The organism is Streptomyces sp. NBC_01460, from assembly GCF_036227405.1.
Lineage (GTDB): Bacteria > Actinomycetota > Actinomycetes > Streptomycetales > Streptomycetaceae > Streptomyces.
Genome location: NZ_CP109473.1, coordinates 4,179,733 through 4,204,812, shown reverse-complemented (window position 1 = coordinate 4,204,812; position 25,080 = coordinate 4,179,733). Strand labels below are relative to the sequence as shown.

The following is a 25,080-nucleotide window of genomic DNA, read 5'->3' as shown; positions in this document are numbered from 1 at the left end:
TGGGGAAAACGTGCGGGAAAGCGGGCAACAAGGTGAGCGGTGCCGAGCCCGGGCCGTGGCCGCGCTGCGGAGGAGTCCCCCCGTGCGAGGATCGGAGGTCATCAGCGAAGACTTACGGAAGGCAGATCGTGGCCGAGCAGCTTTACGCCACTTTGAAGACCAACCAGGGCGACATCGCGATCCGGCTCCTGCCGAACCACGCGCCCAAGACGGTCAGGAACTTCGTCGAGCTGGCCACGGGCGAGCGTGAGTGGACCGACCCGGCGACCGGCAGGAAGTCCACGGACAAGCTGTACGACGGCACTGTCTTCCACCGCGTCATCAGCGGTTTCATGATCCAGGGCGGTGACCCGCTGGGCAACGGTACGGGTGGCCCCGGGTACGAGTTCGGCGACGAGTTCCACCCCGACCTCGCCTTCACCAAGCCGTACCTGCTGGCGATGGCCAACGCCGGGCCGGGAACCAACGGTTCGCAGTTCTTCGTGACGGTCTCGCCCACCGCGTGGCTGACCGGCAAGCACACGATCTTCGGAGAGGTCGCCGACGAGGCGGGGAGGAAGGTCGTGGACGCCATCGCCGCGGCCCCGACCAATCCCCGCACGGACCGTCCGCTGCAGGACGTGGTGATCGAGTCGGTCGTCATCGAGAACCGCTGACCCGAAGCCCCGCGGACTCTCCGGCCCGCTGACCCGGCGGGCGTCCAGAGGCCCTGGTCCGACCGCCGCCACCCCTCCGGGAACCAACCGCCCTGCTCGTCCGTACTGCTACATAACGGGCGAGCGGGGCGGCCGCGTGTGTGCCGCCTCCACGGACGAGGACCGAAGGGGCCGTGACCGATGGACCAGCAGCCGCCGGAAGACCAGGACGGATCCGCGCCCGCGGGCGGTCCCCCCACGTGTTACCGGCATCCTGGCAGGGAGACGGGGATCCGCTGCACACGGTGCGAGCGGCCGATCTGTACGGACTGCATGATCGAGGCCTCGGTCGGGTTCCACTGCCCGGAGTGCGTCCGCGAAGGGGCGGGTACGGGGCGCCGGCCCGCCGCGCGACGGCCGCGGACCCTCGCGGGCGGACGTGTCGCCGCCGACCCGAGGCTCGTCACCAAGATCCTGATCGGCATCAATCTCGCCGTCTTCGTCGCGGTCCTGGCCGGGGGCCGCCCCCTGCTCGAAGACCTGTTGCTGTTCGGCCTCGCCGGCGGTGAGGGGGTGGCCGAAGGGCAGTGGTACCGCCTGGTGACGTCGATGTTCCTGCACCAGGAGGTCTTGCACATCGCGTTCAACATGCTGGGGCTGTGGTGGCTCGGCGGGCCGCTGGAAGCCGCGCTCGGCAGGGTCCGCTATCTGGCTCTCTACATGCTCTCGGGGCTCGCCGGCAGCGCGCTCACCTACTGGATCACCGACCCGGCGCAGGGGACGCTCGGCGCGTCGGGCGCTGTCTTCGGTCTGCTGGGGGCCACGGCTGTCCTGATGCGCCGGATGAACTACGACATGCGCCCGGTGATCGCCCTGCTCGTGGTGAACCTGGTCTTCACCTTCACCTGGGGCGGAATCGCCTGGCAGGCTCACGTCGGCGGCCTCGTCGCCGGAGCCCTGATCGCGATCGCCATGGTGCACACCCCGCGGGAGCGCCGGAACCTCGTGCAGTACGGCGCCTGCGCCCTGGTCCTCGCGGTGGTCGTGATGGCGGTCCTCATCAGGACAGCGGCGCTCACCTGAGCGGAATCGATTGCTCATGTGGTGTGGTTGTCCACAGAGGGTGCCGGATCTTGTGCACGACGTGGGGAACAGGTGTGCCCCTTGTCGCTGAACCGGGTTCTTCCAGTCAGGACAAGGGGCGTACCGTCTCGAGGTGCGTAAGTGTGTAGTCACACCGGCGTCAACTTCGAGGGAAGTTATCCACAGATCGTCTGACCTTTTCCCCCGCCTGTGGATAACTCTGTGGGTAACTTCAGGGCAGAGCTACTTCCACTGCGTGGAGACGCCGAATCCGCCGGCGATGAATCCGAAGCCGACGACGATGTTCCAGTTGCCGAGGGCGTCGATCGGCAGGTCGCCCTCGGTGACGTAGAAGACCACGATCCAGGCCAGGCCGATCAGGAAGAGCGCCAGCATGACCGGCGCCACCCAACTGCGGTTGGTCAGCTTTATGCTCGTCGACTGCTTGGCCGGCGGAGGCGTGAAGTCTGCCTTCTTGCGGATACGTGACTTCGGCACGAGGGACTCTCCTGTCGATGCGCTGCGTGACCGCGCAGGGATCTGTGGCTGGCGCCGGGGCGCGAGGGGGAATGCTGCCTCCCCGGGGCGTCCGTTAGCGTAGTGCTTCCGTGGCGCCTAAGGAGATAAGGGTACGTTGAGCAATTCTGCCGACTCTCCTCGAGGACCGGCCCGGCGCATGTCCCGATGGCCGGTCCAAGGCCTGACCGCTGCCGTTTTCGCCCTGGCAGGACTGATTTTCGTCACCAGCGCGAATGCTGCCAAAGGGACTGATATCCGGACCGACTCCTCCCTGCTGAAGCTCTCCGACCTCATTCAGCAGCGCAGTGAGAAGAACGCCGAGCTGGACGAATCGACCGCCTCCGTGCGGGCCGACATCGACGCCCTCGCCCGCCGCGACGACGGGAGCACCCGCGCCGAGGACGCCAAGCTCGACGCCTTGGAGAAGGCCGCGGGCACGTCGGCGGTCACCGGCGAGGCGCTTTCCGTCACGTTGAACGACGCCCCGCCGAACGCGACCGCCAACCCCGGCTACCCCGAGCCCCAGCCCAACGACCTGGTCATCCACCAGCAGGACCTGCAGGCCGTGGTCAACGCCCTCTGGGAGGGCGGGGCCCGCGGGATCCGGGTGATGGACCAGCGGCTGATTTCCACCAGCGCGGTGCGCTGCGTCGGCAACACGCTGATCCTGCAGGGCAGGGTCTACTCGCCTCCGTACAAGGTGACCGCGGTCGGTGACCGGGGGAAGCTCAGGCAGGCGCTCGACGACTCCACGGCGATCCAGAATTACCAGCTCTACGTCAAGGCGTACGGGCTGGGATGGAAGGTCGAAGAGGATGACAAGCTGACGCTTCCCGGCTATTCGGGCACCGTCGATGTCCATTACGCACAGCCTGTGAAGTAGCCCGCGAGAAGGGGGCCGACGGGCTGACGGCGTCCGTGACAGGCGGCGGACCGGCGGCTTTCCACAGCTGACCCACGCCTGTGCCCCGGCCGTTTAGTCTGGTGCCGTACCGAATGGAGGCAACAGCATGTACGGCTGGATCTGGCGGCATCTGCCGGGCAACGCATGGGTGCGGGGCTTCATCTCGCTCGTGCTGGCCCTGGCCGTTGTCTACGCGCTCTTCCAGTACGTCTTCCCCTGGGCGGAGCCGCTGCTCCCGTTCGGTGATGTGACGGTGGACGGCGAAGGCACCAGCGGAGCGGGAGCGGGTCAGTGAGCGCACGCATTCTCGTCGTCGACAACTACGACAGCTTCGTCTTCAACCTCGTCCAGTACCTCTACCAGCTCGGTGCCGAGTGCGAAGTGGTGCGCAACGACGAGGTGACCACGGCGCACGCGGACGACGGTTTCGACGGGGTCCTGTTGTCGCCCGGCCCCGGCACACCGGAGCACGCCGGCGTCTGCATCGAGATGGTGCACCACTGCGCGCGGAGCGGCGTCCCGGTCTTCGGCGTCTGCCTGGGGATGCAGTCGATGGCCGTCGCGTACGGCGGTGTGGTGGACCGGGCGCCGGAGCTGCTGCACGGCAAGACCTCCCCCGTGCTGCACGAGGGCAAGGGCGTGTTCGCCGGTCTGCCGTCCCCCTTCACCGCGACGCGCTACCACTCGCTCGCCGCCGAACCCACGACGGTTCCGGCCGAGCTGGAAGTCACCGCGCGCACTGCCGACGGCATCATCATGGGGCTGCGTCACCGTGAACACGCCGTGGAGGGCGTGCAGTTCCACCCCGAATCGGTGCTCACGGAACACGGCCACCTGATGCTCGCCAACTGGCTCGAGCAGTGCGGTGACACCGGCGCGGTCGGGAGATCGGCGGGGCTCGCCCCGGTGGTGGGCAAGGCCGCCGCGTGACCTCACTCCGTCCCGGCGCCGGGCAGGAAGGCCCGTACACGCAGGGAGCGTACGAGCCCGACGGCACGTTCGCCGAGGCGGTGGAGCAGCTGGCGGATCCGCTGAACGATCCGCTGCCGGGGCAGCACACCTCACCCTGGTTCCGGACGGAGACCGCACCGGCCGACGACGGTTCGCCGCAGACACCCCAGACACCCCGGGCACCTCAGACGCCCCAGGCGGCGGCTCAGGAGCCTGCGGAGACCCCGGGTGAGTGGTACGACCCGGAGGGGTACCGGCGGGACTGGTACGGGCAGCAGGGGCCTGGGACGGCACCCGCGGCGGGGACGGTCCAGGGGACCGCGGTGATACCCGATCCCATGGCGGGGGTTCCCGGCCCCAGGGCGGAAGAACCCGCCCGGCGGCCTGTGGCGCCCGCCCCGGATCCTGTGCGGCCCGTCGCCGAGGCCCGGGACACCGTGCCGACCGTCTCGGACGCCCCTCCGGTCCTGAGCGACGAGACCGTGGCCCTGCGGACGGCCGATACGCGGAAGGCGGCTCGGCCCGTCGGCCCCGGGGACTCGGAGGCCGAGCCTGACCCGCTGCCGACGGGGGGCAGGGCCGAGCGTCGGCGGGCGGCCAAGGGGCGGGGAAAACGGCGGGGCGAGGCCCGTCCGGCTGTGGAACCCCAGGCCGCGAAGCCCGCGGTTCCGATGTCACGGCTGGAGGCCCGGCGCGCGGCCCGTGCCGCCAAGGACAGCCCGGCGGTCGTGGCCAGCCGGGTCGTCGGCGAGGTGTTCATCACCTTCGGTGTGCTGATGCTCCTGTTCGTCACCTATCAGCTGTGGTGGACCAACATCCGCGCCGACCAGATCGCCGGCCGGGAGACGCACAAGATCCAGGACGACTGGGCGAGCGGCGAGCGCAGCCCGGGCGCCTTCGAGCCCGGCCAGGGCTTCGCGATCATGCACATCCCCAAACTGGACGTGGTCGCGCCGATCGCCGAGGGGATCAGCAAGGAGAAGGTCCTCGACCGCGGCATGGTCGGTCACTACGGCGAGGGCAAGCTGAAGACCGCGATGCCCTCGGCGGAACAGGGGAACTTCGCGGTGGCGGGACACCGCAACACCCACGGTGAGCCCTTCCGGTACATCAACAAGCTGAAGCCGGGCGATCCCATCGTGGTCGAGACGCAGGACGCCTACTACACGTACGAGATGACCAGCATCCTTCCGCAGACGTCTCCGTCGAACGTCGCCGTGATCGACGAAGTGCCCCCGGGCTCCGGATTCACGGGCCCGGGCAGGTACATCACGCTGACGACGTGCACGCCGGAATTCACGAGTACGTACCGAATGATCGTGTGGGGCAAAATGGTCGACGAACGGCCGCGCAGCAAGGGGAAGCCCGACGCGCTCGTCGGCTGACGCGGGCTGGACGACATCACGACAGGGACGGGTGCGGTGGCAGCGAGGACCGAGGACGAAGAGCGCACCGACGAGCCGTCGGCCCCGGTGCGCCGCAGGAGCCGGCATCCGGTCGCGACGGCGGTGAGTGTCTTCGGCGAACTGCTGATCACGGCAGGGCTGGTGCTGGGTCTGTTCGTCGTCTACTCACTGTGGTGGACGAACGTGCTCGCCGACCGCGAGGCCGACAAACAGGGCGACACCGTCCGCGACCGGTGGGCCGGCGGCCCGGGGGAGCTGGACACCAGGGACGGCATCGGCTTCCTCCACGTCCCCGCCATGAAGAACGGCGAGGTGCTGGTCAAGAAGGGCACCGACACCACGACCCTCAACAACGGCATCGCCGGCTACTACACGGACCCCGTGAAGTCGGCGCTCCCGTCGGCGGAGCAGGGCAACTTCGCGCTGGCCGCGCACCGTGACGGTCACGGCGCCAAGTTCCACAACATCGACAAGGTGAAGAAGGGCGACGCGGTCGTCTTCGAGACCAAGGACACCTGGTACGTCTACAAGGTCTTCGCGGAGCTTCCCGAGACGTCGAAGTTCAACGTCGAGGCGATCGCCCCGGTGCCCAAGGGATCGGGTGCGAAGAAGGCCGGCCGCTACATCACGCTGACCACGTGCACGCCGGTCTACACGTCGAAGTACCGCTACATCGTGTGGGGCGAGCTGGTGCGGACCGAGAAGGTGGACAGGGACCGCACGAAGCCGGCGGAGCTGCGGTAGCCGCCACGGACAAAGGACAGGGCCCCGGTCACCGTGGAGGTGACCGGGGCCCTGATTCGTTCGTGGGCGCTACGCGGGTCAGTCGGCCGCCGTGCCGGACGGGCCGCCGAAGATGTTGCCGTCCCCTTCGCCACCGAGGGTGGTGAGGGTGACCGTGGAGCCCTTGGCGACCTGCGAGTTGGCCCCCGGATCGGCCCGCATCACCAGGGCGTTGGGCTTGTCGGGCGAGTTGGGGGCGAGCGCCACCACCAGACCCATGCCTTCGAGCTGGCCCTTGGCGTCCTGGTACCGCTTCCCGACGATGTCACCCGGGATGGTGACCTGCTCGGGCTGCGCCGGTCCCTTGGAGACCTTCAGGACGATCTGGGCGTCCTTGGCCTGCTTGCTCGGGCCTTCCGGCGTCTGGCCGACGACCATGTCCTTCGGCTGCTCCGAGTCGACGTCCTGCCGCTGGATGTTGGTGAATCCGATGGCCCGCAGCTGGGCTTCCGCCTCGGCGTAGGTCCGGGTCAGCGCCGGCAGGTCGAGGAGCTTCTCCTTGGCCACGGTGATCGTGATCTCGGATTCCTTCTCCACCTCGGAGCCGCCCTTGGGGTCCTGCGAGATGACCGTGTCCGGGGTCTTGTCCGACTCCGCCGTCTCCACGTTCACCGTGAAGCCCTTGTCCTCCAGCGCCTTGCGGGCGTTGTCCTCGGACTTCTCCAGGACATCCGGCACCTCGACCTTGGGGGCGCCGGTGGAGACGACGACCGTCACGGTCTCGCCCGTCGCCATCCGTTCGTCGGGGGTCGGGGTCTGGCTGCAGATCTGACCCTTCTCCTGGGCCTCGCAGGGTTCCCTGGAGCCGATCTTCAGCGTGACCTCTGCGTTGTCCGCGAGTCTCTGGGCGTCCTTGACCGTGGAACCGATCATGTTCGGCACGTCGAACTTGTCACCGCCGCCACCGTTGTCGCTGAAGACCACGCGTCCGATGAGGATGGCGCCGATGAGGACGAGAACACCGGCGACGACCAGGAGGATCGTCGAGGTGTTGCTCTTCTTCTGGCGTCGCCGGTCCGGGCGGTCGTCGTAGCCGTAGCCGCCGTCGTCCGGATTGACCGGGGGCAGCATCGACGTCTGGCCGCCCGGGTCGGCCGCGCGAAGGGCGGTGGTGGGCTGGTCGTTGTTGTAGCCGTCGTATCCGCCGTAGCCCGCCGCGCCCATGGCCGCCGTGGCCGCGACCGGCTGGCCGTCGAGACAGGCCTCGATGTCGGCGCGCATCTCGTCGGCCGACTGGTAGCGGTAGTCGGGGTCCTTGGTCAGCGCCTTCAGGACGATGGCGTCCATCTCGGGCGTGATCTCGGGGTCGAAGTTGCTCGGAGGCTGCGGCTCCTCACGCACGTGCTGGTATGCGACCGCGACGGGCGAGTCCCCGACGAAGGGGGGCCGGACCGCGAGCAGCTCGTAGAGCAGGCAGCCCGTGGAGTACAGGTCGGAGCGTGCGTCGACCTGCTCACCCTTCGCCTGCTCCGGGGAGAGGTACTGGGCCGTTCCGATGACCGCCGCGGTCTGGGTCATCGTCATGCCGGAGTCGCCCATGGCGCGGGCGATGCCGAAGTCCATCACCTTGACCTGGCCGGTGCGCGTCAGCATGACGTTCGCCGGCTTGATGTCGCGGTGGACGATCTGGGCGCGGTGGGAGTACTCCAGTGCCTGGAGGATCCCGACCGTCATTTCGAGGGTCCGCTCCGGCAGCAGCTTGCGGCCGGAGTGCAGAAGCTCTCTGAGGGTCGACCCGTCGACGTACTCCATCACGATGTACGGGATGGAGACCCCGTCGACGTAGTCCTCGCCGGTGTCGTAGACGGCGACGATCGCAGGGTGGTTGAGCGAGGCGGCGGACTGGGCTTCACGGCGGAACCGTGCCTGGAAGGACGGGTCGCGGGCGAGATCGGCCCGCAGCGTCTTCACAGCGACGGTGCGGCCGAGCCGGGTGTCGTGGGCGAGGTAGACCTCGGCCATGCCACCACGGCCGAGCACCGAGCCCAGCTCGTACCGGCCGCCGAGGCGACGCGGCTCTTCCATAACTGATCCAGCCCTCTCCGTCAGTCCCGACCGCACCCGTGTGTGGTCCGGCGGTGCGCTGCTCGCGCATACGCTACCGGGCACCCCCGGCGTGATCGGCCCGCACCCGTCAGCTGATATCCGACCGGTATCCCAATGTGCTGGTGTGAACAGAAGTTGTGACGGGTGTCACTACTTTCCGTCGAGTACCGCCTTCATCACGTTCTTGGCGATCGGTGCTGCCAGGCCGCCACCGGAGATGTCGTCCCGGTTGGCGTTGCCGTCCTCGACGACCACGGCCACGGCGACCGGCGAGCCGCTGTCGGTCTTGGCGTACGAGATGAACCAGGCGTACGGCTTCTCGCTGTTGTTGAGGCCGTGCTGAGCGGTACCGGTCTTGCCACCGACGGTGACGCCGTCGATCTGCGCGTTGGTTCCCGTGCCCTCCTTGACCACGGTCTCCATCATCTGCTGCACCTTCTGGGCGTTCTCCGCCGAGAGCGGCTCGCTGAGCTGCTCCTTCTCGTGGGTGTAGATGACGTCCAGGTTCGGGGCCTGGCGCTGGGCGACCATGTACGGCTGCATGAGCTTGCCGTCGTTGGCGATCGCGGAGGCCACCATGGCCATCTGGAGCGGGGTGGCGCGGTTGGACGCCTGGCCGATGCCCGCCATGGCGTTCTGCGGCTTGTTGTCCTCGGGGTAGACACTGGCGTCGGCCCGGACAGGAGTGAAGACTTCCTCGTTGAAGCCGAACTTGCCGGCCTGTTCGATCATCTTCTTGTTGCCGAGGTCGTCGCTCATCTTGCCGAAGACGGTGTTGCAGGAGTAGCGGAGAGCCACCCGCAGCGAGGCGTCCTTGCAGGGGATGTTGCCCTCGTTCTGCAACAGGTTGGTCGACTGCGGGAGCCGCCAGGGCAGCGGGGAGTCGGTCTTCGCGTCGATGTCGGTGTAGAGGCCGTTCTCCAGCGCCGCGGAGGCGGTGACGACCTTGAACGTCGAGCCGGGCGGGTAGGTCTCCCGCAGGGCCCGGTTCAGCATCGGCTTGTCCTTGTCCTCAAGGAGCTTCTGCCGGGCGTCCGAGTCCTTCATCGAGTTGCCAGCGAAGACCGAGGGGTCGTACGAGGGCGTGCTGGCCAGCGCCAGGATGGCGCCGGTCTGCGGGTCGAGCGCGGCGACCGCGCCCTTCTTGTTGCCGAGCCCCTCGAAGGCGGCCTTCTGGGCGGCGCCGTTGAGCGTGGTGACGATGTTGCCGCCGGTCTTCTTCTCACCGGTGAACATCGACAGGGTGCGGTCGAAGAACAGCTGGTCGCTGTTGCCGGTCAGGATGCCGTCCTCGAGGCTCTCCAGCTGTGAGGAGTCGAACGCCTGCGACGAGTAGCCGGTGACGGGGGCCCACATGGGGCCGTTCTTCCAGACGCGCTTGTACCTGAAGTCGCTGTCCGTGGTCTCGACGGAGCCCGTGACGGGCTCGCCGTCCACGATGATGTTGCCGCGCTCGTGGGCGTAGCGCTCGATCTGGACGCGGCGGTTGTGCTCGTTCGCGTTGAGCTCGTCGGCGCGCACGTACTGGATGTAGTTGGTACGGATCAACAGGGCCAGTACGAGGATGCCGCAGAAGATCGCGATCCTGCGGAGCGGCTTGTTCATGGTCGGACCACCTGGGTCATTTCGGCGTCCGGGGACGGTGCGGGAGCAGGGGCTGGACGCCGGGCCGTGTCGCTGATTCTGACCAGGATCCCGATGAGGGCCCAGTTGGCGATGACGGACGAACCACCGGCCGCGAGGAACGGCATGGTCATACCGGTCAGCGGGATGAGCCCCATGACACCGCCGGCGACGACGAAGACCTGGATGGCGAAGGAGCCGGACAGGCCGATGGCCAGGAGCTTGCCGAAGGGATCACGGGCGGCGAGTGCCGTACGGACGCCGCGCTCGACGATCAAGCCGTAGATCAGCAGTACCCCCATCATTCCGGCCAGGCCGAGCTCCTCGCCGACGGTGGCGAGGATGAAGTCGGAGTTGGCGGCGAAGCCGATCAGGTCGGAGTTGCCCTGGCCGAGGCCGGTGCCGAGGGTGCCTCCGGAACCGAAGGCCATCAGGGACTTGGCCATCTGCTCGCTGGCGGCCAGCTTTCCCCACCCGGCGAACGGATCGAGCCAGGCGGTGACACGGTCCTGGACGTGCGGCTCGAAGGTGGCCACACCGACCGCGCCGGCCCCCGACATCAGCAGGCCGAAGACGATCCAGCTGGTGCGCTCGGTGGCGACGTACAGCATGACGACGAACATGCCGAAGAACAGGAGCGAGGATCCGAGGTCGGTCTCGAAGACCAGGATCAGGATCGAGAAGGCCCAGACCATGAGGATGGGGCCCAGGTCACGCCCACGGGGCAGATAGAGCCCCATGAAGCGTCGGCTGGCCAGGGCGAGGGCGTCTCGCTTGACCATCAGATAGCCGGCGAAGAACACCGCGATGATGATCTTCGCGAACTCTCCGGGCTGGATCGTGCCGACGCCGGGAATCTTGATCCAGATCTTGGCGCCGTTCACCGCCGGGAAGAACATGGGAAGGATCAGCAGGACCAGCGCGACCAGCATGGAAATGTAGGTGTAGCGCTGCAGGATGCGGTGGTCCTTGAGGGCGATCAGGACGCCGACCAGCAGGGCCACGCCCACGGCCGAGAACATCAGCTGCTTGGAGGCCGCGGCCACGAAGTTGTCGGTGGCCTGGAACCGCTCCGACTGGTCAAGGCGCCAGATGAAGGCCAGGCCCAGCCCGTTCAGCAGCGTCGCCAGCGGCAGGAGCAGCGGGTCCGCGTACGGGGCGAATCTCCGTACCGCGAGATGTGCCACACCGCCGAGCAGCGCGAGGCCCAGGCCGTAGCCGAGCATGCCTGCGGGCAGTTCGCCGTGTAGGGCGAGGCCCACGTTGGCGTACGCGAACACCGAGATCAGGACGGCGAAGGCGACCAGAACCAGTTCGGTGTTGCGGCGGCTCGGCGCGTCGATCGCGCCGATGGTGGTCGTGTTGGTGACAACGCTCATGTGCTGAAGGCCCCCTACGGCTTACTGCTTACCGCACTGCAGGGCCAGCTTCTTCTCTTCCTCCGAGAGGCTGGGGCCGGGAGTGGGAGTCGCGGTCTTGGTCCCCTTGGCGGGAGACGTGGCGGAAGTGCTGTCGGAGGCGGTGCCGGTCTCGCCCTTGTCCTTGGCGGCGTTGGTGTCGGCCTCGGCCGCCCGGCGCTGCGCGTCCTTCTTGCAGGCGGAGGCCTGTGCTTCGAGCTCGCCGAGCTTCTTGTGGGCGTCGGTGATGCTGCCCTGAGAGATCGTCGCCTCGACCTTCTTGCGCCAGTACGGCGGAAGGTACTTGAGTTCGATCTTGGTGTCCTCCTCGACCTTCGAGAGGGACACCCAGCCGAGGTCCTGGCTGATTCCGCGGTACAGCGCCACGTTGTCGTCCTTCGTACCCACGTAGAACTGCGTCTGGGTCCAGCGGTAGCCGCCGTAGACGCCACCGCCGATCACGGCCAGTGCGAGCACGATGTAGAACGAACGCTTCAGCCACCTGCGGCGGCCTCGGGGCTTGACGAAGTCCTCGTCGGTGTACGCGTCGAAGGCGCCGTCCGGACCGGAGCCGTAGCCCATGTCGTCGCCGCTGCCGGGAGGACCGAAGCCTCCGGTCTGCGGCGGCACGGGACGGCCGAGGCCGGCCGCGCGGCCCGCGGGCGTCTCCATGGCCCGGCCGTCGTTCGCCTGGGCGGCCTGGTTCTCGGCGACCGCCCCGACGATGACCGGGGTGTCGTTGAGCTGCCCGGCCAGGGTGTCGTTGCTGTCGACGTCCAGGACGTCGGCGACGATGCAGGTGATGTTGTCAGGGCCTCCGCCGCGCAGGGCGAGCTGGATGAGGTCCTGGATGGTCTCCTGCGGGCCCTGGTAGCTGGCCAGGGTCTCTTCCATCGTCTGGTGGGAGACGACGCCGGAGAGTCCGTCCGAGCAGATCAGATAGCGGTCACCGGCGCGGACCTCCCGGACGGAGAGGTCGGGCTCCACGTGGTCGCCACTGCCCAGGGCCCGCATCAGCAGGGAGCGCTGCGGGTGGGTGGTGGCTTCCTCCTCGGTGATCCTGCCCTCGTCGACGAGACGCTGCACCCAGGTGTGGTCCTGGGTGATCTGCGTCAGGACGCCGTCGCGCAGGAGGTACGCACGGGAGTCACCGACGTGGACGAGGCCGAGGCGCTGACCGGTCCAGAGCAGGGCGGTGAGCGTGGTGCCCATGCCCTCCAGCTGGGGGTCCTCCTCGACCATGACGCGCAGCTGGTCGTTGGCCCGCTGGACCGCCGTACCGAGCGAGGTGAGGATGTCGGAGCCGGGCACGTCGTCGTCGAGCTGGACGAGCGTGGAGATCACCTCGGAGCTGGCGACCTCTCCGGCCGCCTGGCCGCCCATGCCGTCGGCGATGGCGAGAAGGCGGGGTCCGGCGTAACCGGAGTCCTCGTTGCCTTCACGGATCATGCCCTTGTGCGATCCGGCGGCGAAGCGCAGGGACAAGCTCATGCGCACCTCGCCCGTCGGTTCGGGGTACAGCCGGTCTCGAGCCACACTGCCCACCCTCCGGTCGGGAGCCGGGCAGGGTCCGTGGTCAGGACCGCCGCGGCTCGCTCGCTCCGCTCGCTCATTGTCGTACTACTTCCGCAGCTCGATGACGGTCTTGCCGATGCGGATCGGCGCGCCCAGCGGAACAGGTGTCGGGGTGGTGAGCCGGGTCCGGTCGAGATAGGTGCCGTTGGTGGACCCGAGATCCTCGACGATCCACTGGCCGTCACGGTCCGGGTAGATCCTGGCATGCCTGCTGGACGCGTAGTCGTCGTCCAGCACGATCGTTGAATCGTGCGCCCGGCCCAGGGTGATGGTCTGGCCCTGGAGCGCGACCGTGGTGCCGGTGAGAGTGCCTTCGGAGACGACCAGCTTGGTGGGTGCCCCGCGGCGCTGGCGCCCGGACTGCTGGCGCTGCTGAGGCGGTGCTGCTTGTTGTTGTTGGCGCCCCTGCTGGGGGCGGGTGTCACCGGCAGTGCGGCGTGAGCCGCGCTGTGTGACACGCGTACCGAACAGGTCGCTGCGAATGACCTGTACGGCCACGATTACGAATAGCCACAGAACAGCCAGGAAACCTAGCCGCATGACCGTCAGGGTCAGCTCTGACATTGCCCCCGCTTCACCCTTCGGCTTGCCGGTAAACGATGGTGGTGCTGCCCACGACGATCCGCGAGCCGTCGCGGAGCGTAGCGCGGGTGGTGTGCTGCCCGTCTACCACGATGCCGTTGGTAGACCCGAGATCCTGGATCGTCGAGGGCGTTCCGGTCCGGATCTCACAGTGCCGGCGGGATACGCCGGGGTCGTCGATCCGCACGTCGGCGTCGGTGCTTCGTCCCATCACCAACGTCGGGCGGGAGATCTGATGGCGGGTGCCGTTGATCTCGATCCAGCGCCGTACCTGCGCGTCCGGCGCGGAGCCGGACGCGGCCGGCTGGCGCCAGTCGCTGGAAGGGCCTCCGGAGCGCCCGGCACCCGGCGGGGCCGGGGGCATGGGCGGGGCGGAAGCCGGCGGGTAGCCGTAGCCGCCCTGCCCCTGAGGGGCGGAGGGGCGGTTCGGCTGGGCCTGGGGGGCGGGGCCGCTCTGCTGGCCCTGCTGTGACGAACTCGACGCCAAGGTCCGGCTGCGTACGCGGTAGAGACCCGTGTCCAGGTCGTCGGCCTTCTCCAGGTGGACCTTGATCGGTCCCATGAAGGTGTACCGCTGCTGCTTGGCGTAGTCGCGTACGAGGCCGGCCAACTCGTCGCCGAGCTGTCCGGAGTACGGGCTGAGCCGCTCGTAGTCAGGCGTGCTGAGCTCGACGATGAAGTCGTTGGGCACGACTGTTCGCTCGCGGTTCCAGATCGTCGCGTTGTTGTCGCACTCGCGCTGGAGGGCTCCCGCGATCTCGACCGGCTGCACCTCGGACTTGAAGACCTTGGCGAAGGTGCCATTGACCAGACCTTCGAGACGCTGCTCGAAACGCTTCATGACTCCCATGGGGCACCTCCTCCGGTGTCGTCGTCCCTGTACTGCTTACTGATCGTATCCACGCGTGGGGAAATCGGCTGGTTCCCCTTGTCTGCACAGTGGATGAGTGTCACCTCTCACACGGATCGTAGAGGTGGTCTCCTGACAGTGTCCCGCACTCCGGGTGCACTCAGGAGGAGTGGGGCCGGGCTTCCCGCGTTCCCGGTTCCCCTCGTGGGTCCGGCGAAACAACGGATGTGAATCCACCCTGTCCAGCGTGCTAATCTTCCGTTGTCGCAAGGCGCTCGCACCACACGGTGGGAGAGCCCGAAAACACCACTCATGCGCGAGTGGCGGAACGGCAGACGCGCTGGCTTCAGGTGCCAGTGTCCTTAGGGACGTGGGGGTTCAAATCCCCCCTCGCGCACAACAGGGCAGTCGGTTGAGACTGTCGGGTTGGTTCGACAGAACCCCCGCACCGGAGAGATCCGGTGCGGGGGTTCTTCGTTGTGTGGATCTTTCCCGGCGGCCGGTGCGGGGCGATCCCTCGGGGGCACTCGCGGTACCCGCTGTCGGCCTCGGGGAGTCCTGCCGGACATGGCGGTCGATCGGCGTGGGCGTGGGCGTGGCGTGCTCTGTGATGAAGCACGCACCTCGGGTGGAGCCACTCCGGAGGGTGTTGTTTCACGTGAAACGTCGGATCCGCACCGAAGGGCCGGTTCGTGCGGCCGTTCGTAACGGGTAGTCAGGCTGCGAGGCGCGCCGCGAGGACCTTGGCCTTCTCCGTCGCGTCGGCGAGAGCCTGTGTACGGGACGCGTCGGCGAGAGGGATGAGCTCGGCCATTTCTGGCTTCGTGTGGGCCAGCGTCAGCTCCGGGACGATGAAGTCGACCTCGGCGCCGAGCATGCCCGTGAGCACCTTCTCCAGGTAGTTCTGGACGAACTCGAATTCCTCGCGCGGGGTGCCGGGGGCGTACGAACCGCCGCGACTGGCCACGACGGTGATGGGGGTGCCGGCGACGGGTCCGTCCGGTCCCGCGTTGTGGCCGACGATGATCACGTGGTCCAGCCACGCCTTCAGCGTGGACGGGATGGAGAAGTTGTACATGGGTGCGCCGATGATGACGGCGTCCGCGGTAGCCAGTTCCGCGGCCAGCTTTCCGCGCAGCGAGTCGTCGGCGCCGGCGACCACCGCAGAGGCATCCAGGTGGGGCAGGGGGTCTGCGGCGAGGTCGCGGTACACGACCTCGCCGTCGGGGTGCTGCTCACGCCAGGTCGCGACGAAGGTGGCGGTGACCTCGCGGGACGTGGAGCCCTGCGGGAAGGCGGCGGAGTCGATGTGGAGGAGCGTGGCCATGAGGATCTCCGTGGGAGTCGAGTGGGCGGCGCTGCACGTGCTCACGAGGGCAGGCCGGAGCGACGGGAAAGCAGGGCGTGGTTTTATCGTACGTACCTATTGATAACATAGTCACTTACTTTTAGTAAGTCGCCAACGCTGACGCAGTAGTCTGAGGGCATGGCGGATCACAGCGAGCAGACCTGTCGGCGGGTGGATGTGGGCATCACTCGCGTCTTCGAGCTGTTCGGGAAGCGCTGGACCGGCCCGATCGTCTCCGTGCTGATGCAGCAGCCGGTGCACTTCGCGGATCTGCGCCGGGCGATTCCGGGCATCAGCGAGCGCATGCTGTCGGACCGGCTGTCCGAGCTGGGCGCGGCCGGTCTTGTGGTGCGCGAGGTCGACGAAGGGCCCCCGCTGCGGGTCGCGTACCGGTTGACGGATGCCGGTGCCGCCATGGGGCCCGCGCTCAAGGAGCTCGGGAAGTGGGCGGACACGTATCTGGCGGAGTCGGGAGGCTGCTGACCCCTCCGCCGGGTGTGCCGACGGTGCGGATGGTGCTCTCCGGGTCCTCGGGAGCCGGTGCGGGGCGGTCGTCTAGCGGGGTGGGGCATCCTCGCCGGTCGCGTTGTAGCGCAACAGGTAGTCCGCGAACTGCTCGAGATCGTCCGACGTCCACGCGGCGAGCCGCTCGCGGTAGGCGGCGCGACGGCTGGCCTGGGTCGAGGCGAGGGCCTCGACTCCGGCGGTCGTGGGGTGCAGTACCTGAATGCGCTGGTCGTCCGGGTCCGGGTGCCGTTCGACCAGGCCCAGCTTCTCCAGTGCCGCGACCTGCCGGCTGACCGTCGACTTGTCCAGCATGTAGTGCGTGGCCAGATCGGTCGCACGGCAGCCGTGCCGGTGGTCGATGTGGGCGAGCAGTGTGTACGAGACCAGCGGCAGGTCCGGGTGGAGCCGTGCCGCAGCCGACCGTGCGCGGCGTGCGAACGCGGTCAGCTCGCGCTGGATGACATCCAGCGACTCCTCGCGTCCCCCGGGGTTGTCCGCCACGTGAATCACCTTCTCGAGATTTTAGTTGTATGCTACAACGAGTCTAAGGGTTGTAGAAGCCAACTATTGGAGGAACGGTCCGATGTCCACTGGCCCGAGCTCCGCCTCCGGCTCCACCGCCGGTGCGCTGCGTCATGTGCTCAGTCATCTCGTCACGCCGCTGCTGATGTGTATCGGCATGGGGCTTGCCTATCTGGGCGCCTTCCACGCCCCGGAGCCGCACGACCTGCGGGTGGACGTCGTCGGCTCGGGGGCAAGCGCGCAGGTGCTTGCGCAGACCTTGCAGGACAAGGGTGACGGCGCGTTGAGTGTGCGTACCGTAGCCGACCGCGACATCGCGGTGAACCACCTGAAGACGCAGCAGAGCTACGGCGCCTACGTTCCGGGCGGCAGCCCCGAACTGCTCGTGGCCACCGCGTCGTCGGACACCAGCGCGACGGTGGTGCAGAAGGTCTTCACCGAGGTCGCAGCCGGGCAGGGCTCGCCGTTGCAGGTGACGGACGTGTCACCCACGGCGGGCGGGGATCCGACCGGACAGGGGATCTTCTTCCTGCTGGTGGCGGTCAGTATCGGGTCCTACGCTTCGGTCGCGGTGATCGGTGGTGCGGGTGCGGTGCTGCCCCTGCGGATCAGGGCTGCGCTGGCCATCGGCACCTCGTTCCTGGTCAGTCTGATCGGAGCCGCGTTCGCGGGACCGGTGTTCGGCCTGGTGGACCACGGCCTCGGCGGGCTCTGGGCCATGGCATGGCTCTATTCCGCGGGGATCCTGCTGATCGGGGTCGGGCTGCACACCTTCCTCAAGCGGTGGACCACGCTCGGCGTGATGCTGCTCTTCGTCATGCTCAACTTCACGAGTTCCGGGGGCATCTTCCGGCCGGAGCTCCAGCCCGGCTTCTTCGGATCCCTGCACTCCTTCTGGAACGGTGCAGGCTTCGTCGAGGGAGTCCGCAGCCACGTGTACTTCGGTGGGCACGCGCTGGGCGGTCACCTGCTGGTGCTGGCGCTGTGGTTCGTGGCCGGCGTGGTCGTCATGGGAGTGGCGGGTACGGCCGAGGCGAAGCGGCGCCGCGAGGTCGCGGCGCGTGCGAGTGAGGCAGCCGCCGTTGTGCGGACGTCCGTCGGCGTCGAGGAGGAGATGGAAGAGGCCGTCGGGGTGTGAGGCGGCGAGGTGCCCTGGCTCGCGGTGGTCGTCGGCGGTGCGGTCGGGTTCGCGGTGGGTGCGCGGTGCGGTCCGGGCTCGCGGTGGTGGTCGGCGCTGCTGTGGCCTCCGTGGTCCGTCGCACACACGCAGGGGCCGGACGACGGGACGGCCGAGCATGGACGAGCCGTTCGGGATTCGGGCGTCGAAGTGGTTGTCCACAGTGCCGCTCCCAAGTTGTCCACAGGGGAGGACGGTTGTCGCGGACCGGCTGTACCGTCGTCCGCAGTTGATGTTGACCGGGCAGGACGGCTGAACGAGGGCGGGGGAGGCGGCGCTCCATGGGCGAAGTCGAGGCGACGGTGCCGGCACAGTCGGCGGTGGGGGACGGACGCATTCCCGTCGTTCCCGGTTTCGCGCGCCGCGTGGCCGGAGGGGTGCGCCCGGCGGGAGCCGGAGCGGTGTCCCCGAAGTCGGCCGGCAAGGCGCTGAGGCTCAAGGTGCCCCGCTCCGCCCACAGTTCCCTCGACCTGCCCGCAGGAAGGCCGGACGCGGTGCAGGCCGTCGAGGAATCGAACCGGGGCCGGGTGCCGGGCCTGACGCCCATACGGGTGGGGCGGATGGCGGCAACGCCGTTCGCGTTCCTGCGCGGCTCGGCCGGTCTGATGGCACACGACCTGATGGGCACGCCCGTGACGGGAGTGGGTGCCCAGCTCTGCGGTGACGCGCACGCGGCCAACTTCGGTCTGTACGGCGATGCGCGCGGCAATCTGGTCATCGATCTCAACGACTTCGACGAAACCGTCTTCGGACCGTGGGAGTGGGATCTCAAGCGGCTCGCCACATCGCTGGTGCTCGCGGGCCGGGAGGCAGGGGCGGACGAGGACACCTGCCGCCGTGGCGCGTACGACACGGTCGGCGCGTACCGGCGCACGATGCGGCTGCTGGCCGGGCTGCCCGCACTCGACGCGTGGAACGCCATCGCGGACGAGGAGCTCGTCTCCCACACGGACGCACGGGACCTGCTGGGGACCCTGGAGCGGGTCTCCGCCAAGGCGCGGAACAACACGAGTGCCCGCTTCGCCGCACGCTCCACCGAGGAGTGCGAGGACGGAGGCCGTCGCTTCGTCGACGCGCGGCCCGTCCTGCGCCGGGTGCCGGACGCGGAGGCCGCGGCTGTCGCGTCGGGCCTCGAGGACTATCTCGGGACGCTCTCGGAGGACAGGGTCCCGCTGCTCGCCCGCTATGCGATCCATGATGTGGCGTTCCGGGTGGTCGGCACGGGAAGTGTGGGGACGCGGTCCTACGTGGTGCTGTTGCTCGATCACCGTGGCGAGCCGCTGGTCCTCCAGGTGAAGGAAGCCCGTCCTTCGGCGCTCACGCCCTACCTCCCTCAGGTCGGCTTCGAGGTGCCGGACGTGGTGCACGAGGGACGCCGGGTGGTGCTCGGCCAGAAGCGGATGCAGGTGGTCAGCGACATACTCCTCGGCTGGGCCGAGGTGGACGGCAGGCCGTACCAGGTACGCCAGTTCAGGAATCGCAAGGGCAGCGTGGATCCCGCCGCCCTGGCCGCGGACCTGGTGGACGACTACGGGCGGATGACCGGGGCGTTGCTGGCCCGGGCCCATGCGCACAGCGCCGATCCCCGGCTGCTGTCGGGTTACTGCGGGAAGAACGCCGAGCTGGACACCGCGGTGGCCGACTTCGCCGTGACGTACGCGGACCGTACGGAGGCCGACCACGCGCAGCTCGTCAAGGGTGTCCGATCCGGGCGAATAGCCGCAGAGCTCGGCGTCTGAGCGGTTCGGGCGGTCACCAGGTGTCTTCGCGGCCCGGGCGGTGGCCATACGCTGGACGGGTGACCCACGAAGCCGCCGGGGTGCCGACCACCCGGAATGACGAAGACCGCCAGGACCCGGAGCGGCAGGACGAGCCCCGGCGCACCCAGGACGAGCCGCTGAGCGACGTGCGGCCGGATGCGGACGACGCGCCGCAGGCGGGTGCCGCCGCCGGTGAAGCGGAGCGTGATCCGGCCGCTTCCACGAGCGGTCAGGTGGGCGACGACGCGGCGGCGGGCGGGGCCGGTGCTCCTCGGCCCGAGGAGCGGCTCGCCAAGGCCGTGAGGGTGGCCGAGCAGGCGCTGATCGAGTTCGAGATCGCGGTGGAGACCTTCCGGGTCGAGGTGGAGAACTTCTCCCGGCTGCACCACCAGAAGCTCGGCCCGATGTACGCCCGCCTGGACGAGCTCGATGCGCAGATCGCGGAGGCGCGGGCCGCGAGGACCGGCGACCCGGAGGATCTCCGCAAGGCCCAGGAGGCACGGGCGATCGTCATGCCGATGCCTGGAGTGGACGAGCTCTTCCACGACTGGATGGACTCGGACGGTCTCTCGCCCGAGGCGTCCGCCATGCTCACCGAGCAGCCCGTCAGGCCGCCCAAGCGGGTCAGGCCCGGCGAGGAGGCACGCAAGCTCTACCGCGAGCTGGCCCGTCAGGCCCACCCGGATCTGGCACCCGACGAGACGGAGCGGACACGGCGGGACGAGTTCATCGCCCGTGTCAACGCGGCGTACGGACGAGGCGACGTGGCGTTGCTCAAGGAGCTGGCCGCCGAGTGGGCGGCGGGACCCGTGACGCCGGAGCTGCGTCTCAGCGAGAGCGAGGAGCTCTACGCGCGGCTGGAATGGCTCAGCCGCCGCAAGGAACTGCTGACGGTCCTGGCCCAGGAGCTGGAGGAGAGCGCGATCGGCTCGATGCTGCGGATGGCACCGGACGACCCCGACCGGCTGCTGGACGACATCGGCGAGAAGCTCCTGGCCGATGTGGCCCGGCGCGAGGACGAGCTGGCAGGGCTGGTGCAGTAGCGTTCCGGATGACTCTGGCGCGTACGTACGAGAGAAGGCATACCCATGAATTTCGCTCCGCTGCCCTCGGTGGACGTCGCGGCGGTCCCGTCGGACGGCTTCGTGCTGGACGTCCGGGAGGACGACGAGTGGGCGGCCGGGCATGTCGAGGGTGCGCTGCACATCCCCATGAGTGACTTCGTGGGCCGCTTCGGCGAGCTGACCGAGGCGGCCGACGACGGTCGGCGTGTGCACGTGATGTGCCGGGTCGGGGGCCGGTCCGCCCAGGTCACCCAGTACCTCGTGCAGCAGGGTATCGACGCGGTGAACATCGACGGCGGCATGCTGGCATGGGACGGCGCCGGGCGCCCGATGGTCGCGGACAACGGAAGCTCGGCCTTCGTGCTCTGACGGCTTCCACGGGCCGGTCTCTCCTAGGCGCCCCCGGCATCGCCTCGGGCCGCTCCCGGGAGCAGACCGGATTCCCGCGGGCTGATCCAGCTCCCGCGGGCTGATCCAGCTCCCGCGGGCTGATCCAGCTCCCGCAGGCTGATCCAGCTCCTGCAGGCGGATCCAGCTCCTGCGGGCTGAGGGCAGCGGGCGGACCCGGACCCGGTCGACGCAGGACGAGAGTGGTCGCCCCGGGCGCCCGGGGCGACGAGACCCGGGGCTCCTCGGGTGGGCCCTGAGCGGGCTGTCGGCGTCCCGTCAGCGGTCGAAGTCGACTTCGACTTCCGGGGTGACGGGGTGCGACTGGCAGGCCAGTACGAAGCCGGCCTCGGTCTCCTCCGGTTCCAGGGCGTAATTGCGGTCCATCCGCACCTCGCCCGAGACCAGGAAGGCACGGCAGGTCCCGCACACTCCCCCCTTGCAGGCATACGGGGCGTCCGAGCGGCTCCGCAGCACCGTGTCCAGCAGCGATTCGCCGTTCTGGACCGGCCAACTGCCCGCCCGCCCGTCGAGCGTCGCGGTGAGGGTGCTCTCCGACGGCACGGCCACCCGGGCGGCCGTCGTCGGAGCCGTCCCCTCGTCGGCGACGTGGAAGATCTCCTGATGGATGCGTGACCGGTCGGCGCCGAGCGAGCGCAGCGCGCTCTCCGCTCCTCGGACCAGGCCGAGCGGGCCGCACAGGAACCAGCCGTCCACATCGGGCACCGACAGCAGGGCGGGCAGCAAGGCGGTGAGCCGCTCGCGGTCCAGCCGGCCCGAGGGAAGCCCGGCGGCCTGCTCCTCGCGCGACAGCGCGGTCACCAGCTGGAAGCGGTCCGGGTAGCGGTCCTTGAGCTCCGCCACCTCGTCGAGGAACATCGTCGAGGCGGCGGAACGGTCGCTGCGGATCAGGCAGAAACGCGCCGACGGCTCCCGCGCCAGCAACGTCGCCGCCATCGACAGCACCGGTGTGATGCCGCTGCCGCCGACGATCGCGGCGAAGTGGCCCGGGCGCGGATCGAGGAGGAAGCGGCCCATCGGAGCCATCGCCTCCACCTGGTCCCCCACCGCCAGCTCCTTGAGGGCGTACGTCGAGAACGCGCCGCCGTCGACCATGCGGATGCCCACCCGGAGCACGGTATCGCCCGGCTGCTCGGTGGCAGGCGCGCAGATCGAGTACGACCGCCGGATCTCCTCGCCGTCGGCCCGGTAGCGCACATTCAGGTGCTGCCCGGGAGTGTGGCGGAAGGTCTCGCGCAGTTCCGGCGGCACGGCGAAGGTGACGGCCACGGCATCGTCCGTGATCCGTTCGATCGCGCTGACCCGGAGCGGATGGAACATCTACAACTCCTTGAAGTGATCGAACGGTTCGCGGCACGCCACACAGCGGCGCAGTGCCTTGCACGCCGTGGAGGAGAAGCGGCTCAGCAGTTCCGTGTCCGTGGAACCGCAGTGCGGACAGCGCACGGACAGCGTCAAGGGCACCGGGCCGCCCGGCCCGCTGCCGGGCCGTGGCGGCGCTATGCCGAACTCCTCGAGCTTGCGACGGCCTTCGTCGCTGATGTCGTCCGTCGACCAGGCCGGTGCGAGGACCGTGACCACGGACACCTCCGCCACGCCGTGGGCGTGCAGCACACGCTCGATGTCGTGGGACATGGCTTCGATGGCGGGGCAGCCGGTGTACGTCGGGGTGAGACGCACGGTGACCTTGTCCGGCCCGTCCACCCGCACACCGCGGAGGACGCCGAGCTCGTCCAGCGTCAGGACCGGGAGCTCGGGATCGGGCACGGAGCCCGCCAGCCGGTGGAGCTCCGCCTCCAGGGGGGTCTCGGTGGTCACCATGACGCCCCCGGGTGGCTGCGGTGCAGATGCTGCATCTCGGCGAGCATCCGCCCGAACGGCTCCGTGTGGAGCCCTTGCCGACCGGCGCCGGCCGCCCACGCGCCGGACTGCGGCCCCGAGGGGAGAGCCAGGGTGGCACGCTCCACCACGGAGGCGACGGCGGCCAGCCAGGAGTCGCGCAGGGCGTGGAAGTCGACGTCGACCCCCTCGACGGGCTCGAACAGTTCGCCGGTGAACCGCCACAGCGCGTCCAGGGCGAGCTGCATGCGCTCATGGCTCTCAGCGGTACCGTCGCCGAGGCGCAGGACCCATTGCTCCGCGTGGTCGCGGTGGTAGGCGACCTCCTTGACGGCCTTGGCGGCGAGATCCGTGAACTCTCCTTCTCCAGCGGCCAGCTCCGCGTACAGCAGGTGCTGGTAGACGGAGAAATAGAGCTGCCGGGCGATGGTGTGGGCGAAGTCGCCGTTCGGCTGTTCCACGAGCTGGACGTTGCGGAAGGCCCGCTCCTCACGGAGGTAGGCCAGCTCGTCCTCGTCCCCCACGAAGGAGAGGAGCATCCTGGCCTGTCCCAGCAGATCCAGCGCGATGTTGGCCAGGGCGACCTCCTCCTCCAGGACCGGGGCGTGGCCCGCCCACTCCCCCAGGCGGTGCGAGAGCACCAGCGCGTCGTCGCCGAGAGCGAGGGCGGCCGTCACAGGTGCTTCACCCCTTCCGGGATCTCGTAGAACGTGGGGTGGCGGTAGGGCTTGTCCCCGGCGGGTTCGAAGAAGGAGTCCTTCTCGTCCGGCGATGACGCGGTGATCGCGGTCGAGGGAACGACCCAGAGCGAGACGCCTTCCGATCGGCGTGTGTACAGATCGCGGGCGTTGCGCAGGGCCATCTCGGCGTCCGGTGCGTGCAGGCTGCCCGCGTGGGTGTGGGAAAGCCCGCGCCGGGAGCGCACGAACACCTCCCACAGGGGCCAGTCGGTCGGGCTGCTCATGCGGTCGCCTCCACGGGCTGGGCGGCCGGTCCGGTCGTGCCGGGACGTGCCGCGTGCTTGTCTGCGTAGGCCGCTGCCGCGTCGCGGACCCAGGCACCCTCTTCGTGGGCCGTACGCCGCTGGCTGAGCCGTTGTTCGTTGCAGGGGCCGTTGCCCTTGAGGACCTCCTGGAACTCCGTCCAGTCGATCGCTCCGAAGTCGTGCCGGCCGAGCTCCTCGTTCCACCGGATGTCGGGGTCGGGGAGGCTGAGACCCAGCGCCTGCGCCTGGGGGACGCAGATGTCCACGAACCGGCGGCGCAGCTCGTCGTTGGAGTGCCGTTTGATCTTCCAGGCCATCGACTGCTCCGAGTGCGCCGAGGAGTCGTCGGGCGGACCGAACATCATCAGGGACGGCCACCACCAGCGGTTCACCGCGTCCTGTGCCATTTCGTGCTGGGCGGGGGTGCCCCGGCTGAGGGCGAGCAGCAGCTCGTACCCCTGGCGCTGATGGAAGGACTCCTCCTTGCAGATCCGGACCATCGCCCGGGCGTACGGGCCGTAGGAGCAGCGGCAGAGCGGCACCTGGTTGGTGATCGCGGCGCCGTCCACCAGCCAGCCGATCGCGCCGACGTCGGCCCAGGTCAGGGTGGGGTAGTTGAAGATCGAGGAATAGCGCTGCCGGCCTGCGTGCAGTTTGTCGAGCAGCTCCTCGCGGCTGGTCCCCAGCGTCTCCGCCGCGCTGTACAGGTAGAGGCCGTGACCGGCCTCGTCCTGCACCTTCGCCATCAGGATCGCCTTGCGCCGCAGGGAGGGGGCGCGCGAGATCCAGTTGGCCTCGGGCTGCATGCCGATGATCTCGGAGTGGGCGTGCTGGGCCATCTGGCGGACCAGAGAGGCCCGGTACGCCTCGGGCATCCAGTCGCGCGGCTCGATCCGGTCGTCGGCGGCCACCGTGGCGTCGAACGCCGCCAGGCGCTCCGCGTCCGTCGCGTCCGCCCTGCCAGCCATCCCCTGCGTCGTCTGGTCCGCAGTCACTGCCGCCATCCCGGGCTCCCTACCGACCGATCGTTCGGTTCATTGACTTCAATGGTGGGTCGGAGGCCCGTAGGGTGTCAACCCTGTGGATAACTGAGTGGTGATCGACGGCGATCGGGGC

The 25,080-nt window shown here is 68.9% G+C and carries 26 protein-coding genes and 1 tRNA gene; 13 read left to right on the top strand and 14 right to left on the bottom strand.

The annotated features are described in order from the left end of the window. Nucleotides 1–128 precede the first annotated feature (128 nt). Together OG488_RS18710 and OG488_RS18705 are read left to right on the top strand one after the other, a co-directional pair. Nucleotides 129–656, top strand: a complete 528-nt coding sequence (locus OG488_RS18710) for a peptidylprolyl isomerase (RefSeq protein WP_329230715.1) — start codon at nucleotides 129–131, stop codon at nucleotides 654–656. 180 nt (nucleotides 657–836) lie between these two features. Further along, complete coding sequence (locus OG488_RS18705) at nucleotides 837–1,718, top strand: rhomboid family intramembrane serine protease (protein ID WP_329230713.1); 882 nt, start codon at nucleotides 837–839, stop codon at nucleotides 1,716–1,718. Nucleotides 1,719–1,961: 243 nt separating this feature from the next. Here the strand turns inward: OG488_RS18705 and crgA are convergent, their stop codons facing one another. Further along, complete coding sequence (gene crgA / locus OG488_RS18700; protein WP_031090433.1) at nucleotides 1,962–2,216, bottom strand: cell division protein CrgA; 255 nt, start codon at nucleotides 2,214–2,216, stop codon at nucleotides 1,962–1,964. 178 nt (nucleotides 2,217–2,394) lie between these two features. Here crgA and OG488_RS18695 point away from each other — a divergent pair, with 178 nt between their 5' ends. The 5 genes from OG488_RS18695 (at nucleotide 2,395) to OG488_RS18675 (ending at nucleotide 6,242) form a co-directional block, all read left to right on the top strand. Then, the gene (locus OG488_RS18695; RefSeq protein ID WP_329230712.1) at nucleotides 2,395–3,120 is read left to right on the top strand and encodes a DUF881 domain-containing protein; all 726 of its coding nucleotides are present in this window, start codon (nucleotides 2,395–2,397) and stop codon (nucleotides 3,118–3,120) included. Between the two features lie 127 nt (nucleotides 3,121–3,247). Next, nucleotides 3,248–3,436, top strand: a complete 189-nt coding sequence (locus tag OG488_RS18690; RefSeq protein WP_031090437.1) for a hypothetical protein — start codon at nucleotides 3,248–3,250, stop codon at nucleotides 3,434–3,436. Continuing rightward, nucleotides 3,433–4,071, top strand: a complete 639-nt coding sequence (locus OG488_RS18685) for an aminodeoxychorismate/anthranilate synthase component II (RefSeq protein ID WP_329230709.1) — start codon at nucleotides 3,433–3,435, stop codon at nucleotides 4,069–4,071. The genes OG488_RS18690 and OG488_RS18685 overlap by 4 nt, the downstream gene beginning before the upstream one ends. Continuing rightward, nucleotides 4,068–5,477, top strand: coding sequence for a class E sortase (locus OG488_RS18680; RefSeq protein ID WP_329230707.1), 1,410 nt, complete (start codon nucleotides 4,068–4,070; stop codon nucleotides 5,475–5,477). Before OG488_RS18685 ends, OG488_RS18680 begins: the two co-directional genes overlap by 4 nt. 36 nt (nucleotides 5,478–5,513) lie before the next feature. After that, nucleotides 5,514–6,242 carry a class E sortase gene (locus OG488_RS18675; RefSeq protein ID WP_329230704.1) on the top strand — a complete coding sequence of 243 codons (729 nt, stop codon included), beginning with the start codon at nucleotides 5,514–5,516 and terminating at the stop codon, nucleotides 6,240–6,242. Between the two features lie 78 nt (nucleotides 6,243–6,320). Here OG488_RS18675 and pknB read toward each other — a convergent pair whose 3' ends face one another. From pknB to OG488_RS18645, 6 genes are all read right to left on the bottom strand, one after another. Continuing rightward, nucleotides 6,321–8,306, bottom strand: a complete 1,986-nt coding sequence (gene pknB / locus OG488_RS18670; RefSeq protein ID WP_329230703.1) for a Stk1 family PASTA domain-containing Ser/Thr kinase — start codon at nucleotides 8,304–8,306, stop codon at nucleotides 6,321–6,323. Nucleotides 8,307–8,477: 171 nt separating this feature from the next. Then, complete coding sequence (locus OG488_RS18665; protein WP_329230701.1) at nucleotides 8,478–9,932, bottom strand: peptidoglycan D,D-transpeptidase FtsI family protein; 1,455 nt, start codon at nucleotides 9,930–9,932, stop codon at nucleotides 8,478–8,480. After that, a complete protein-coding gene (locus tag OG488_RS18660) occupies nucleotides 9,929–11,329 on the bottom strand; it encodes an FtsW/RodA/SpoVE family cell cycle protein (protein WP_329230699.1) in 1,401 nt (466 codons plus the stop codon). Before OG488_RS18660 ends, OG488_RS18665 begins: the two co-directional genes overlap by 4 nt. A 21-nt stretch (nucleotides 11,330–11,350) precedes the next feature. Next, entirely contained in the window at nucleotides 11,351–12,838 is a 1,488-nt protein-coding gene (locus tag OG488_RS18655; protein WP_329230697.1) for a Stp1/IreP family PP2C-type Ser/Thr phosphatase, read from the bottom strand. A 129-nt stretch (nucleotides 12,839–12,967) separates the two neighbouring features. Further along, nucleotides 12,968–13,486 (bottom strand): FHA domain-containing protein FhaB/FipA, encoded by a 519-nt coding sequence (locus tag OG488_RS18650; RefSeq protein WP_329230695.1) that lies wholly within the window; start codon nucleotides 13,484–13,486, stop codon nucleotides 12,968–12,970. Nucleotides 13,487–13,496: 10 nt separating this feature from the next. Then, complete coding sequence (locus OG488_RS18645; RefSeq protein ID WP_329230693.1) at nucleotides 13,497–14,354, bottom strand: DUF3662 and FHA domain-containing protein; 858 nt, start codon at nucleotides 14,352–14,354, stop codon at nucleotides 13,497–13,499. A 314-nt stretch (nucleotides 14,355–14,668) separates the two neighbouring features. Between OG488_RS18645 and OG488_RS18640 the strand changes: the two genes are divergently transcribed. Further along, a tRNA-Leu gene (locus OG488_RS18640) sits at nucleotides 14,669–14,751 on the top strand. Nucleotides 14,752–15,069: 318 nt separating this feature from the next. Here the strand turns inward: OG488_RS18640 and OG488_RS18635 are convergent. Next, complete coding sequence (locus OG488_RS18635; protein ID WP_329230690.1) at nucleotides 15,070–15,681, bottom strand: FMN-dependent NADH-azoreductase; 612 nt, start codon at nucleotides 15,679–15,681, stop codon at nucleotides 15,070–15,072. Between the two features lie 159 nt (nucleotides 15,682–15,840). Here OG488_RS18635 and OG488_RS18630 point away from each other — a divergent pair, with 159 nt between their 5' ends. Next, the gene (locus tag OG488_RS18630) at nucleotides 15,841–16,185 is read left to right on the top strand and encodes a winged helix-turn-helix transcriptional regulator (RefSeq protein ID WP_329230689.1); all 345 of its coding nucleotides are present in this window, start codon (nucleotides 15,841–15,843) and stop codon (nucleotides 16,183–16,185) included. Nucleotides 16,186–16,257: 72 nt separating this feature from the next. Here OG488_RS18630 and OG488_RS18625 read toward each other — a convergent pair whose 3' ends face one another. Then, nucleotides 16,258–16,710, bottom strand: a complete 453-nt coding sequence (locus OG488_RS18625; RefSeq protein ID WP_329230687.1) for a MarR family winged helix-turn-helix transcriptional regulator — start codon at nucleotides 16,708–16,710, stop codon at nucleotides 16,258–16,260. A gap of 82 nt (nucleotides 16,711–16,792) precedes the next feature. On the opposite strand from OG488_RS18625, the gene OG488_RS18620 reads away from it, so the two are divergent. The 4 genes from OG488_RS18620 (at nucleotide 16,793) to OG488_RS18605 (ending at nucleotide 21,101) form a co-directional block, all read left to right on the top strand. After that, complete coding sequence (locus OG488_RS18620; protein ID WP_329230686.1) at nucleotides 16,793–17,869, top strand: hypothetical protein; 1,077 nt, start codon at nucleotides 16,793–16,795, stop codon at nucleotides 17,867–17,869. Between the two features lie 320 nt (nucleotides 17,870–18,189). Further along, entirely contained in the window at nucleotides 18,190–19,647 is a 1,458-nt protein-coding gene (locus OG488_RS18615; RefSeq protein ID WP_329230684.1) for a DUF2252 domain-containing protein, read from the top strand. Between the two features lie 59 nt (nucleotides 19,648–19,706). Next, nucleotides 19,707–20,711, top strand: coding sequence for a J domain-containing protein (locus OG488_RS18610; RefSeq protein ID WP_329230683.1), 1,005 nt, complete (start codon nucleotides 19,707–19,709; stop codon nucleotides 20,709–20,711). Nucleotides 20,712–20,756: 45 nt separating this feature from the next. Then, nucleotides 20,757–21,101, top strand: coding sequence for a rhodanese-like domain-containing protein (locus tag OG488_RS18605; protein WP_329230681.1), 345 nt, complete (start codon nucleotides 20,757–20,759; stop codon nucleotides 21,099–21,101). Nucleotides 21,102–21,398: 297 nt separating this feature from the next. Here the strand turns inward: OG488_RS18605 and OG488_RS18600 are convergent, their stop codons facing one another. From OG488_RS18600 to paaA, 5 genes are read right to left on the bottom strand one after another with little or no spacing between them, the layout of a single operon-like run. Then, nucleotides 21,399–22,460 carry a 2Fe-2S iron-sulfur cluster-binding protein gene (locus OG488_RS18600; protein ID WP_329230679.1) on the bottom strand — a complete coding sequence of 354 codons (1,062 nt, stop codon included), beginning with the start codon at nucleotides 22,458–22,460 and terminating at the stop codon, nucleotides 21,399–21,401. Next, nucleotides 22,461–22,961: a 1,2-phenylacetyl-CoA epoxidase subunit PaaD gene (gene paaD, locus OG488_RS18595; protein WP_405693443.1), complete on the bottom strand. Its 501-nt coding sequence runs from the start codon at nucleotides 22,959–22,961 to the stop codon at nucleotides 22,461–22,463. Next, the gene (paaC, locus tag OG488_RS18590; protein WP_329230678.1) at nucleotides 22,955–23,656 is read right to left on the bottom strand and encodes a 1,2-phenylacetyl-CoA epoxidase subunit PaaC; all 702 of its coding nucleotides are present in this window, start codon (nucleotides 23,654–23,656) and stop codon (nucleotides 22,955–22,957) included. Before paaC ends, paaD begins: the two co-directional genes overlap by 7 nt. After that, the gene (paaB, locus tag OG488_RS18585; RefSeq protein WP_329230676.1) at nucleotides 23,653–23,943 is read right to left on the bottom strand and encodes a 1,2-phenylacetyl-CoA epoxidase subunit PaaB; all 291 of its coding nucleotides are present in this window, start codon (nucleotides 23,941–23,943) and stop codon (nucleotides 23,653–23,655) included. Before paaB ends, paaC begins: the two co-directional genes overlap by 4 nt. After that, nucleotides 23,940–24,968, bottom strand: a complete 1,029-nt coding sequence (gene paaA / locus OG488_RS18580; RefSeq protein WP_329230675.1) for a 1,2-phenylacetyl-CoA epoxidase subunit PaaA — start codon at nucleotides 24,966–24,968, stop codon at nucleotides 23,940–23,942. Before paaA ends, paaB begins: the two co-directional genes overlap by 4 nt. Between the last annotated feature and the right edge of the window lie 112 nt (nucleotides 24,969–25,080).